The 12,001-nt window shown below is 62.1% G+C and carries 15 protein-coding genes; 11 read left to right on the top strand and 4 right to left on the bottom strand.

Annotated features, from left to right (window positions below; translation table 11 throughout):
- The first annotated feature begins 17 nt into the window (after window positions 1-17).
- The gene (pssA, locus tag J5J09_RS07765; protein ID WP_208549089.1) at window positions 18-863 is read left to right on the top strand and encodes a CDP-diacylglycerol--serine O-phosphatidyltransferase; all 846 of its coding nucleotides are present in this window, start codon (window positions 18-20) and stop codon (window positions 861-863) included.
- Between the two features lie 159 nt (window positions 864-1,022).
- Window positions 1,023-1,157: a hypothetical protein gene (locus J5J09_RS22955; RefSeq protein WP_281436214.1), complete on the top strand. Its 135-nt coding sequence runs from the start codon at window positions 1,023-1,025 to the stop codon at window positions 1,155-1,157.
- 45 nt (window positions 1,158-1,202) lie between these two features.
- Here the strand turns inward: J5J09_RS22955 and J5J09_RS07760 are convergent, their stop codons facing one another.
- Window positions 1,203-1,970, bottom strand: a complete 768-nt coding sequence (locus J5J09_RS07760; protein WP_208549088.1) for an SOS response-associated peptidase — start codon at window positions 1,968-1,970, stop codon at window positions 1,203-1,205.
- 99 nt (window positions 1,971-2,069) lie between these two features.
- Between J5J09_RS07760 and J5J09_RS07755 the strand changes: the two genes are divergently transcribed.
- The 9 genes from J5J09_RS07755 to J5J09_RS07715 all read left to right on the top strand — a co-directional run bounded on the left by J5J09_RS07755 (window position 2,070) and on the right by J5J09_RS07715 (window position 8,324).
- On the top strand, window positions 2,070-2,513 hold the full coding sequence (locus tag J5J09_RS07755) for an NUDIX hydrolase (protein ID WP_208549087.1): 444 nt from the start codon (window positions 2,070-2,072) through the stop codon (window positions 2,511-2,513).
- A gap of 1 nt (window position 2,514) precedes the next feature.
- Window positions 2,515-2,928: a TIGR02301 family protein gene (locus J5J09_RS07750; protein ID WP_208549086.1), complete on the top strand. Its 414-nt coding sequence runs from the start codon at window positions 2,515-2,517 to the stop codon at window positions 2,926-2,928.
- 101 nt (window positions 2,929-3,029) lie between these two features.
- Window positions 3,030-3,287 carry a hypothetical protein gene (locus J5J09_RS07745; protein WP_208549085.1) on the top strand — a complete coding sequence of 86 codons (258 nt, stop codon included), beginning with the start codon at window positions 3,030-3,032 and terminating at the stop codon, window positions 3,285-3,287.
- 97 nt (window positions 3,288-3,384) lie between these two features.
- Window positions 3,385-4,062: a hypothetical protein gene (locus J5J09_RS07740; RefSeq protein WP_246745932.1), complete on the top strand. Its 678-nt coding sequence runs from the start codon at window positions 3,385-3,387 to the stop codon at window positions 4,060-4,062.
- 336 nt (window positions 4,063-4,398) lie between these two features.
- Complete coding sequence (locus J5J09_RS07735; RefSeq protein WP_208549084.1) at window positions 4,399-5,235, top strand: folate-binding protein YgfZ; 837 nt, start codon at window positions 4,399-4,401, stop codon at window positions 5,233-5,235.
- A gap of 3 nt (window positions 5,236-5,238) precedes the next feature.
- Entirely contained in the window at window positions 5,239-5,868 is a 630-nt protein-coding gene (locus J5J09_RS07730) for an HD family hydrolase (RefSeq protein ID WP_208549083.1), read from the top strand.
- Window positions 5,865-6,395 (top strand): tyrosine phosphatase family protein, encoded by a 531-nt coding sequence (locus J5J09_RS07725; RefSeq protein WP_208549082.1) that lies wholly within the window; start codon window positions 5,865-5,867, stop codon window positions 6,393-6,395. Before J5J09_RS07730 ends, J5J09_RS07725 begins: the two co-directional genes overlap by 4 nt.
- A complete protein-coding gene (locus J5J09_RS07720; protein WP_208549081.1) occupies window positions 6,392-7,366 on the top strand; it encodes an NAD regulator in 975 nt (324 codons plus the stop codon). Before J5J09_RS07725 ends, J5J09_RS07720 begins: the two co-directional genes overlap by 4 nt.
- Before the next feature lie 61 nt (window positions 7,367-7,427).
- Window positions 7,428-8,324 carry a mechanosensitive ion channel domain-containing protein gene (locus J5J09_RS07715; protein WP_208549080.1) on the top strand — a complete coding sequence of 299 codons (897 nt, stop codon included), beginning with the start codon at window positions 7,428-7,430 and terminating at the stop codon, window positions 8,322-8,324.
- Here J5J09_RS07715 and nadC read toward each other — a convergent pair.
- From nadC to nadA, 3 genes are read right to left on the bottom strand one after another with little or no spacing between them, the layout of a single operon-like run.
- Window positions 8,321-9,223: a carboxylating nicotinate-nucleotide diphosphorylase gene (gene nadC, locus J5J09_RS07710; protein WP_208553323.1), complete on the bottom strand. Its 903-nt coding sequence runs from the start codon at window positions 9,221-9,223 to the stop codon at window positions 8,321-8,323. The genes J5J09_RS07715 and nadC overlap by 4 nt on opposite strands.
- A 27-nt stretch (window positions 9,224-9,250) precedes the next feature.
- Complete coding sequence (locus tag J5J09_RS07705; RefSeq protein ID WP_208549079.1) at window positions 9,251-10,843, bottom strand: L-aspartate oxidase; 1,593 nt, start codon at window positions 10,841-10,843, stop codon at window positions 9,251-9,253.
- Window positions 10,844-10,875: 32 nt separating this feature from the next.
- Window positions 10,876-11,946: a quinolinate synthase NadA gene (gene nadA, locus J5J09_RS07700; protein ID WP_208549078.1), complete on the bottom strand. Its 1,071-nt coding sequence runs from the start codon at window positions 11,944-11,946 to the stop codon at window positions 10,876-10,878.
- Between the last annotated feature and the right edge of the window lie 55 nt (window positions 11,947-12,001).

The following is a 12,001-nucleotide window of genomic DNA, read 5'->3' as shown; positions in this document are numbered from 1 at the left end:
GCAACAGGGAGGCCAGCATGGAATCGCCCAAGTCGGATATCGGTAGCGGCAATGACGAGGCCCGGGGACCGCGGCTCCGAGAAATTCCTCTGCGGCTTATCGTTCCGAACCTGATCACCGTTCTGGCGATCTGCGCCGGCCTCACAGGTGTGAGGCTCGCCTTCGAAGGTCGTTACGAACTGGCCGTTGCGATGGTTCTGGCGGCGGCTTTTCTCGATGGCATCGACGGGCGCGTTGCGCGGATGATGCGGGCGAGCTCCAAATTCGGAGCACAGATGGATTCGCTCGCCGACATCATCAATTTCGGCGTCGCCCCCGCCCTGGTTCTCTATGTCTACGTTCTGGATCAGGCGCGATCGCTGGGCTGGATCGCCGCCCTCATATACGCCATCGCCGCCGGTCTGCGCCTTGCCAGGTTCAACGTAATGGCGGAGCGCGAGCAGAAGGCAAAGTGGCAGTCGGAATATTTCGTCGGCGTTCCCGCCCCTGCCGGAGCTTTCCTCGTCCTGCTTCCGGTCTATGTCGGTTTCCTCGGCATGGAGCTCAACGAGACCTTTGCCTATGCCGGCGCAGTTTACACCATCCTGATCGCCTTCCTTCTGATCAGCCGCCTTCCCGTCTGGTCCGGCAAATCCGACAGCCAGAGGATTCGCCGCGATCTGGTTCTGCCGATGATCCTTGCGGTCGTGCTCTACGTGGCGCTGCTGATGAGCTTCACCTGGCAGGTCCTCGTGGTAACGGTGATTCTCTATCTCGCCACCCTGCCGCTTGGCGCTAGGTCCTGGCACCGCCGTTATGGCACACTGACGGTCGACGAAGAGCCCAGCGACGCCAACGATAGCGACATGGATCGTGGCATTTGATCCTCTGGAAGTAACTTCCGGGCCCTGCTCGCGAATTGTGCTCGATTTTTTCTTAATTTGACTTGCGTCCGTCACGGATTTGTCATGATCTGCGGCGAGACAGCGCCAAACGGACGCATGTCCAAGAAAAAACACGGGAAACAGCAAGGAAAGCCGTCAATGTCGACGAAGAATAACGCCCCCCAACCGGCAAAAACCGATCTCGCGTCAAACTACCGACCTCTCGGCCTGAAGGCTGTGCTCGCTGCGGCGCTGATGCTGAAGCGGCCGACGAAGGCGAAGGCAGCGGCCTGACGCTAGCGGCACCCGCCGAGGGATCGGCGGCCTCCAGTTCTGATTTCAAAACAGCGACATCTGTCCACCACCGGCATCAGGCTTGGCAGCAGTTGGCGTTGATGCCTTGTCCTCGGCGACGGCTGTCTGCAGTTCCGGCCCCATATTCGCGACCTTGTTCACAAGGGCGGACACCGGGATCGCTTCGAAAGAATCCTCGTCGGTGGGTCGCATGAGGTCCGCAACCTGACGGGGCTCCTGGGTCTTGCAATCCAGCCATCTGGCGAAATCCTCGGGTTGGATGACGACCGGCATGCGGTCGTGGATTCGGCCGATACTGTCATTGGCGCCACAGGTAACGATGGCAGCCGTATCCATTTCCGATCCCTCTGCGGCAGACCAGGTTTCCATCAAGCCGGCGAAGGCCACCAGTCCGCCGTGCTTTGGCCGGATCCAGTAGGCCTGGCTCTTTCGTCCGCTATCCTTTCCCGGCCGGTGCCACTCGTAGAAGCCGGAGGCGGGAATCAACACCCTCCGATGACGCATCGCGGCGCGAAACGAGGCCTTGTCGATCACCGTCTCCGAACGCGCATTGATCAACAACGGAAAGTCACCGGGATCCTTCACCCAGCCGGGTATCAGACCCCAGCGGGTCAGGAGCGCGCGACGGGGTGGAAGATTGCTTCCAGGCCCGGGCAGGTCGGCTGCGACGATCGTCAGGATCGGCTGCGTGGGCGCAATATTGTACCGTGGCGGAAACGTCTCGAGAGACGCCACGCCGGCGAACTCGGCGGTCTCTTCCGGTGTCGATGTCAGAGCAAAGCGGCCACACATGGTCTTGTTCCTTGTTCGACGTCTTCAGCTTGCGGCTGCCACCGCCGTCGTTTTCGGTCTATAGTGACTCGAAAGAGACTGCTCCAGCAAACCGAAACGATGCACTCATCCAATCCCCCTACACCGCAAGCCGCCGCGTCCGCCATCGTGGAACAGGATGGGCGTCTGCTTCTCGTCAAGCGCCGCAATCCGCCCGCAGCCGATCTCTATGCGTTTCCGGGGGGACGGTCCGAACCCGGAGAAACGCCGGAAGAGACGGCGCTGCGCGAACTGTTCGAGGAGACCGGGATCAGGGGACACAGCCCCACGCTCTTTGCTGTCTACGATCTGAAGGGCGAAAGCGATGCGCCGGGGCAATCGACACATTTTTTTCTGTCCGTCTTCAGGGTTGAGATGGTCGAACGCGGTGAGGTGATGGCGGCGGATGACGCGCTGGAAGCGGGCTGGTTCGCCGTTGAAGACATCCCTCTTCTTCCCGTCCCTGCCTCGGTGCTCGAATGTGTCGAGCGACTGTCAGATGAACTGAGTGGCAGGAGACCCTGAGATGACGCAGCGCCTTTTCATGTTCGGCTTCGTAACGCTCTCATTTCTGGCAAGCGGCATTGCGGCGGCTCAGTCCGTGGTCGAGGAAGCACCAGCCGCAGCAGAGAAACCGGCGCCCTACGACGAGCAGCTGGCGCGCCTGTCGGAAATACTCGGCTCGCTTCATTATCTGCGCAATCTCTGCAATGGCGACGAGGAACCAGGCTGGCGCGAAGCCGCGCAAAAGCTGCTCGACACGGAGACCGCCAGCGAGCCGGCACGCCGAGCGCGTCTCGTCGCGGCGTTCAATCGCGGCTATCGATCGTTCGCCGCCACCCACTCCGTCTGCACCCCTGCCGCCATCGCGGCCGAGGAGCAATACCGTGCCGAAGGCGCAACACTCGCCGTTGAAATAACGGGCAGATACGGAAATTAGCGAATAATTAACCGGTTTCGGCGGCTGGCCGTGTCGTTTTAGGAAAAGGCTGTTAATGTTGTTAACAGGTGAGTAAGAACCGCATCATGCGAGGAAATAGTATGGAACCGCGCCGAAACGACATCGACGACATGATCGTGCATGAGAAGATGCAAGTGGCGCTCGAATACCAGAACGAGGCATGGGCAGACGGCGTGGCTGATGGCATCGAGCCGGAAATCATTGCCGATGCCGCATTTGCTCTCGCCATGCGCGAGACAATCCGGATCCACGGTGAAGACGGTGCTGAAGCCATTCTGGAATCCCTTCGGGAGCGGCTGCTTGCCGGAGAGTTTTCGCCAACGCGGCCGCTTCAGTAGACGCTCCATGCGTTGGCTTGCCGCAGACCTTCTGCCTCCCGCAGGATGGGTTAGCCGGTGTTTCCCGGCTGTCGCGTTGGCGGTGCTGCTTGCTGTCATGCAAGCCCCGGCCTCGCACGCTCTCTCCGAACTGAACCCAGGCTCCACAACCAAAACACCGGCGTCGCCGCCGACCTCACCTGTCGTACCCGTGGAGCCGGAGGAAGACGACCTGCCGGCCGAAGGCATGGGAATTCCTGACCCCGATCCACTCGTCAATCGTGAGAGTGTGCCCGGAGAGGAAGCGGATGTTTCCACCTCTGATCCCACTGTCGAATACCTCTTCGACATCGAGGCCGCGCCTGAGCCGGTTCGGCGCATGCGCGCGTTGATCGTCGAGGCAGCCGCCTCCGGCGACATCGAGCGGCTCCGCCCGCTTCTGAACCCTGGTCCGAACCAGACACAGATTCCCGTCGTCGGCGACCAGGAAGGCTTGGTCGAGACGCTGAAGAGCTTGTCTGGCGATTCCGACGGGGTGGAGATCTTGGCGATCCTGCTCGACATCCTGCAGACCGGCTTCGTGCGGATCGATGCAGGAACCTCTGACGAAGTGTATGTCTGGCCTTATTTTGCCGAAAAACAGATCGGCAACCTGACGCCACCAGAAAAGGTGGAACTCTTGAGAATTGTCACGGCCGGCGATCTTGAGGGCATGCAGGAGTATGGCAACTACAATTTCTTCCGCGTCGGAATCACACCCGACGGCGAATGGAAATTCTTTACGGCCGGGGACTAGACCCGGCGACTGTTGACGTCGGTTCTCGATCTTGAAGCAGTGGCGGCGCGGTATCGGTCCGCCGGCAGGTTATCCACAGTTGAGTGCTGCATCCAGATCGTCGTTTTCTGCAGCTTTCGCGGATGGAAGCGGACCATTGACGGGGATTACATTTTCAGATGCCCCGTCCCGTTTCCCTGACCTTACAAATGCTTCGGCAGATCTACATATTCTGTTTACTGAACTGAAAGAATCGACGAATTCGGCCCTCGCCGAACCGGGCTGTGATGTGCATGACTTGCCCATGTCACATCAAAGACTTACTTCTCTTTCATTACCCAATCGGATGCTCACACAATGCCCGCAGCCTTCCTGCCCGACCATGTGCTGATCCGGGTCACCGGCCCGGAAGCAGAACACTTCCTGCAGAACCTCATCACCACCGACGTGGAAAGCCTGCCGACGGGAGAGGCCGTGCCCGGCGCGCTTCTGACGCCGCAGGGGAAGATCCTGTTCGACTTCATCGTATGGCGCGAGGAAGATGGTTTCGTGCTGGATACGACCGACAGCCAGCGGGATGGGCTGATCAAGCGGCTGACAATGTATAAGCTGAGAAGCAAAGTGGAGATCACGCCGGCAGAGGATCCGGGCGTCACCGTTATCTGGGGAGACACCTATCCGGATGGGGCGGTGGAAGATGCACGGTTCGCCGCCGCAGGCATTCCCGTGGCGCGCCTGCCGGGCCGCCATGGCGAGCACCCGCGCGACGGCTATGAGGCCTTGCGCGTCCTCGCGGGTATCGTTGAATCGGGCCATGATTTTACGCTCGAGGATGCCTTCCCGCACGATATCGGTTTCGATCTCAATCGCGGTGTTTCCTTCAAGAAGGGCTGTTATGTCGGCCAGGAGGTGGTCTCGCGAATGCAGCATCGGGGAACCGCGCGACGCAGGACGGTCATTCTGTCAGCGGAAACACCTCTGCCACCCGCAGGAACAACCATCTCCGCAGCCGGCAAACCGATCGGGGAACTGGGCACGGTGGCGGGCACGCGCGGTCTTGCAATCGTCAGGATCGACCGGGCCGGAGAAGCCCTGGCAAGCGGCGCGGCCGTTCTTGCAGGCGACACGCCAGTCGATGCCATGCTTCCGAGCTGGACCGGCCTCTCCTTTCCGACGTCGTCCGAGGAAGCGTGAGCAATGGCGGATGCGCCTCAACCCAGCGTGCGGGCCTGGCAGCGCATGTTGTCGGGTCGGCGGCTTGACCTGCTAGATCCCTCCCCGCTTGACGTCGAACTCTCCGATATCGCCCATGGTCTCGCGCGCGTTGCCCGATGGAACGGACAGACGCATGGCGACCACGCGTTCTCCGTCGCGCAGCATTCGCTTCTTGTGGAAATGATCTTTACCCACTGCAATCCGAAGGCGACGGCGGACGAAAAACAGATGGCCCTTCTGCACGACGCCCCGGAATTCGTCATCGGCGACATGATTTCTCCGTTCAAGGCCGTGGTCGGCGGCGGATACAAGACGGTCGAGAAGCGACTGGAAGCGGCGGTTCATCTCCGTTTCGGCCTGCCGGCGCATCCGGGCAAGGATCTCAAGGCACAGATCAAGAAGGCGGACCAGATCGCGGCCTATTTCGAAGCGACCGCACTTGCCGGCTTTTCGGAAGCCGAAGCACGGAAATTCTTCGGACAGCCGCGCGGCTTCACCCGTGATATGCTGCCGATCGAACCGATGGCGGCAACGGAGGCACAGGCGCGCTTCGCCCAACGCTTCACAGAGATCGAGGACGAACGGGCACAGGAGGGAAAGTCCGCAAGATGAGCGCGATCATCGTTTCTCCCTTGTCCCGGATCGCCGAGATGGCGGTGCGTCATGGCGCTCGCGATATGATCAGCCTGCTGGCAGAGAAACAGGACTTTCATCGGCCGGCCGTGATCCGCGCGGAGCGCCACCTGAAGCTCGGCATGAACGACATCGCATTTGCGGGAACCGGCGATCTCATCGCGCCCGCCGAAAGCCATGTCGATGAGATCATCGCCTTCGCCCGCAGTTGGGACCGGGAGACGCCGCTGCTCATCCATTGCTGGATGGGCGTCTCTCGCTCGCCGGCAGCGGCCCTGATCGCTTCGCTTGCCATTTCTCCGGACGAGGACGACGGGGCACTCGCTCAGCGTCTCAGGACAGCCTCGCCGTTCGCGACGCCGAACGCGCGCCTCATCGCATTCGCTGATGCCCGTCTGGAACGCCGGGGACGCTTGATCGCGGCCGTGAAGGCGATCGGGCGCGGCGCGGATGCGGATGGCGACGCGCCTTTCGTGCTGCCGCTCTACACCCCGGCAATGGCATGAGCGGCCAGCCCCGTCCGGAAATCGAAATCGGCCTCAATGCGGCAATTGTCGCGGTCAGCGAGAAGAGCCCGAAGATACTGGTGGTGGGTGACGCTGGCGACCTCGGCAGCCTGCCGTTCGGTCCTTTCGATCCGGAGCGGCACAGGACGATGGAAATGTCTCTGCGCGCAACCGTGGAGGCGCAGACAGCGCTCCATCTGGGTTACATAGAACAACTTTATACCTTCGGTGACCGAGGGCGATACCGGCAGGCGGGCGAAAGCGGTCCTCACCTCGTTTCGGTCGGCTATCTGGCACTGACGCGCGGCAACGCCGACCACAGCAGCCGCCTGCTGACGTCAGGTGTCCACTGGCGGGACTGGTATGCCTATCTACCCTGGGAAGACTGGCGGAAGGGCCGTCCTGACCTGCTGGACAGTGTGATCCTTCCCCAGCTTGCAAAATGGGCGGAGACACCGGCGACGGCGGCAAGCCGCGAGCCGACCGCATCGAGACGAGCCCGCATTCGCCTCGCCTTCGGGCTTGATGACTTTCCCTTCGATGACGAAAGAGTACTGGAGCGCTACGAACTTCTCTATGAGGCGGGTCTTCTGCAGGAGGCGGTCGCCGACGGTCGGGTCGAGGCGGACAAGGTATCACCGCCGCTTGGGCTTGCTATGCGGTTCGACCACCGACGCATCGCGGCCACGGCGCTCGCGCGCCTGCGCGGCAAGATCAAATACCGTCCCGTGGTCTTCGAACTGATGCAGCCCGAGTTCACCTTGACCGAGTTGCAGGCGACCGTTGAGGCGATCTCCGGGCGGCACCTGCACAAGCAGAACTTCCGCCGGCTGGTGGAAGGTGCGGAACTGGTGGAACCGACAGGCGTTTCGACAACGGCGACCGGTGGACGACCGGCCGCGCTGTTCCGCTTTCGCCGGCAAATCCTCGAGGAACGCCCCGCCCCCGGCCTCAAGGTCGGCAGTCGCTAGAAAGCCACAGGCGCGCACCCGTTCACCGTCGCCAGACGGAACAACGAGGAGCTCCCGCCGTATGGAAGATCAGGCCACAGAATTCTTTATCGCCACTCGCGCAGCATTAAGCCAGGCCAGTGCGCTGGCTGTCGAATATTCATTCTCGATCATCGGAGCGGTTCTGCTTCTAGTCATCGGATGGACGGCCGCTTCTCTGATTGCCGGCTGGGCCAGACGCGGGATGGCGCGAGTCAGAGGGATTGACGAAACTCTGGCTGCCTTCTTCGCCAACTTCATCCGCTATGCCTTGCTGATCCTGGTCTTCATCGCCGTTCTCGGCCAGTTCGGCGTACAGACGGCGTCGATCATCGCGGCGCTCGGCGCGGCCGGCCTGGCGATCGGCCTTGCGCTCCAGGGAACGTTGCAGAACATCGCCGCAGGGATCATGCTCCTGGTTCTCCGCCCGTTCCGCGTAGGTGAATACATCGATACCGGTGGCATCTCGGGCATCGTTCGGGAGATCGGCCTCTTCGCCACCGAACTCAAGACGCCCGACGGTATGTATCGGCTGGCGCCGAATTCGACGCTCTGGAACGTGCCGATCACCAATTTCAGCCGCGAAAAGACCAGGCGTTTCGATCTCAATATCGGCATCGGCTACGAGGACGATATCTCGCAAGCTCAGGAGATCATGCTTAACCTCGCCAATGCCGACACGCGCGTGCTTGGCGATCCGGCAGCGGAGACATTTGTTCTCGAACTCGGCGACAGCGCCGTCGTCCTGACCTTGCGCTACTGGACCGCCGCTGCGGACTTCTGGCCGACATCCCGCGATCTGATCAAGTCGGTGAAGATCGCCTTCGACGAGAACGGCATTTCCATCCCGTTCCCGCAGGTTACCTACAGCGGCGCGCTGGCTGCCAAGATCGAGCCGCCTCGCGAGGAGGATGCCCGCCCGCGAGAGGTCGACGTCTAGGCAATTTCCACATCGAGGCCTATGTCGAGCGTTGGTGCCGACATGGTGATTTTCGATGTCGAGATGTAGTCGACCCCGCTCTCGGCGATCGCGCCGATGGTCTGGAGGTTGACGTTGCCGGATGCCTCGAGCTGAACGCGCGAGGCCGCGGCGTTATAATCCACCTCGGAAAGTCCAGCATGCGCGCGGTTGATCTCCACCGCCTGGCGCAAGAGGTCCGGCCCCATGTTGTCGAGCAGGATAACATCCGGTCGGGCCGTCAGCGCCTCGCGCATCTGGTCGAGGCTATCGACTTCGACCTCGATGCGGACGAGATGCCCGACATAGGCTCGGGCGGCCGAAACAGCGCTCGCCACGCCACCGGATACCGCGATGTGGTTGTCCTTGATGAGCACAGCATCATCCAGCCCGAAGCGGTGGTTCGAGCCGCCGCCGAGGCGGACGGCGTATTTTTCGAGCGCGCGCAGACCCGGCAGTGTCTTGCGGGTGCAGGTGACACGGGCGCGGGTATGGGCGATCTCGGCGGCGAAACGGGCAGTGTAGCTCGCAACACCGGACAGGTGCATAAGGAAATTCAGAGCGACGCGTTCGGCAGACAGAATCGACCTTGCCGGTCCGCTGACTTCCGCCAGCGGCTGGCCTGGGGTCACCGTATCGCCATCCTTCACCAGCGCGTTGAACGAAACTTCTGCATCGACGAGCCTGAATGCCGTCCTGGCGATCTCGATGCCGGCGACGACGCCGTGCTCCCGGCTGTTCATCCTGGCGGTCGCCGTCAGTTCCGGTCGGATTGTCGCGTAGGTCGTGATGTCGCCGGCACGCCCCAGATCTTCGATGAGGGCGGCGCGCACCTTATCCTCGACCATCAACGGCGGCAGAACGGGACGAAGCGGTTCGATGGTCATGGCTACTCCTTGGTCGGTGTGTCAGCCGGCGGCTTCCCTGACAATGCGATCAGCTTCCTTCAATGTCATGAAGGTCCGGTGGCGCCAGATGTCACGCGGTTCGGCGAAATCGGAGCGGTAATGGCCGCCTCGGCTTTCCTCGCGGGAAAGAGCGCCGGCGGCAATGAGTTTCGCGGTCGCGGCGATCGCCGCGAAGCGGATACGACCGTTTTCCTTCTCCAGTCGAAGGATCGTCCGCGACAGTGCGCACAGGCCGTCGCGATTGCGGATAACGCCGGCGTGGGCCGACATGGCCGCGCGCAGCTCCTTGAGTTGCGGACTGTCCTCCAGCGTCACCAGTTCGTCATTCTCCCCGGCCGTCTTCGGCCATTCGTAGAGGCTTGCTTCGGGCAGCATGCCCTTGATGCTTTCGGCGATGCGAGCTGCGAAGACGACCGCTTCGAGCAGCGAGTTGGAGGCCAGACGATTGGCGCCGTGGACGCCGGTAGAGGTCACCTCGCCGGCCGCGTAGAGACCGTCGATCGTGGTGCGGCCATCGGCATCCACCAGGACACCGCCCATGTGATAGTGGGCCGCCGGCACGACCGGGATCGGTTCCGACGAGGGATCGACGCCGGCCGCTCGGCAGGAGGAATAGACGGTCGGGAAGAGTTCGGCGAAGCGGGCGCCTATTGCCTTCGTGCAGTCGAGAAAGGCGCCACGCCCGGCCGCCACTTCGGCAAAGACGCCACGGGCGACGACGTCACGGGGGGCGAGTTCGGCATCCGGATGCAGGGCCGCCATAAAGCGCTCGCCGGTCGAGTTGACGAGGATAGAACCGTCGCCGCGCAAGGCCTCGGTGGCGAGCGGGGCCGGATCGTTGCCGATGTTGATCGCGGTCGGATGGAACTGGACGAATTCCGGGTCGGCGATCATGGCGCCGGCCTTGGCGACCATGCCGAGACCCGTACCGCGCGCTTCGGCCGGATTGGTCGTGACCTGATAGAGATGGCCGATGCCGCCGGAGCAGAGGACCACGGCGCGGGCGGGAAACGCGACGCGGGTCTTCGACTGGCCGGCGTCTGGCCGTGCGACGACGCCGGCGACGAACTTGCCCTCGGTCATGATCTCCTCGACCACATAGCCTTCCATGACCCGGATCGACGGCGTGTTGCGGACGGCGGCGATCAGCGCCTCCATGATCGCCTTGCCCGCCATGTCTCCCCTCACCCGGACGATGCGCCGCTCCGAATGGGCTGCCTCCCGCGACAGCAGGAGGTGTCCCTCAAGGTCCTTGTCGAACGGGACGCCGTAACCAAGCAGGTCGCGGATCCGTTCCGGTCCCTCGGACACCATCAGACGCGCCATTTTCTCGTCGACGATGCCGGCGCCCGCCGTCAGTGTGTCCGCGAGGTGCTTGTCGTAGCTGTCGCCCTCGCTCATCGCCGCAGCAATGCCGCCCTGGGCCCAGGCGGACGAGGCGCCATGACCGATCGGCGCGGCCGCGAGCACCGTTACCGGACGCGGCGCGAGCTTCAAAGCGCAGAACAGGCCAGCAAGGCCGCCGCCGACGATGACGATGTCGTCGATGCCCTGCCAGGACTGGGGCCGGATGGATTCGATATTGGTTGCCATGGACTGTCACTTCTCCGGCGGCTGCCGGCACATCAGTTTTTCAGATTGATCATCCGTTCGACCGCAAGGCGAGCCCGACCGGCGATAGCGGGATCGACCGTCACTTCCTCCGTCATGTTGAGCAGGCTGTCGAGGATCTTCGGCAGCGTGATGCGCTTCATGTGCGGACAGAGATTGCAAGGCTTCACGAAGTCGACGTCGGGAACTTCGGCTTGGATATTGGAGGCCATGGAGCATTCCGTGACGAGCAACACGCGGCCCGGACGCTTGGTCCGGACATAGTCGATCATGCCGGATGTCGAGCCGGCATAGTCGGAGACCTCAAGCACGCTCGGATGGCATTCCGGATGGGCGACGATTTCGATCGACGGATCGGCCTCCTTGTAGGCGAGCAGTTCCTCGGCGGTGAACCGCTCGTGGACCTCGCAATGGCCCTTCCACGTCAGGATCTTCTTCTTTGTCTGGCGGGCGACGTTCATGGCCAGATATTCATCCGGAATGCACAAGACGGTGTCGCTCTCCAGACTGTCGACGACAGCGACGGCATTGGAAGAGGTGCAGCAGATGTCGGTCTCGGCCTTCACGTCCGCTGACGTATTGACGTAGGTCACCACGGGAACGCCTGGATAACGGGCTTTGAGGGCACGCACATCGGCGCCCGTGATCGATTCCGACAGGGAGCAACCGGCTCGGCTGTCCGGGATAAGTACCGTCTTGTCTGGATTCAGGAGCTTCGAGGTCTCGGCCATGAAGTGAACGCCGCACTGGACGATGATCTCCGCGTCGACCCGCGTCGCGTCGCGAGCAAGCTGCAGCGAATCGCCCTTGATGTCGGCAACGCAGTGGAAGATGTCAGGCGTCTGGTAATTGTGCGCGAGGATGACGGCGTTGCGCTCTTTCTTCAGCCGATTGATGGCATGCACATAGGGCGCGAAGACCGGCCACTCGATGGCGGGAATGAAATCCCGAACGCGTTCGTAGAGATGTTCGGTTTCCTTGGCGACAGCGGGCGTGTAGCTCAGATCGGGACGTTCGAGAACCCCGAAGCGGCCGGCGGCGGAACGTGTGTTTTCGCACGCACGTGCGCTCAGCTTTCCAGCCATATCAACCTCCATTCCACTCACTTATACTCATTTTGAGTATAAGTGAGTCCAAAGA

The organism is Ciceribacter sp. L1K22 (assembly GCF_017599385.1).
In the GTDB taxonomy this organism is placed as follows: domain Bacteria; phylum Pseudomonadota; class Alphaproteobacteria; order Rhizobiales; family Rhizobiaceae; genus Allorhizobium.
The sequence above is the reverse complement of the archived record's forward strand: the minus strand, read 5'-3'. Positions and strand labels throughout refer to the sequence as shown.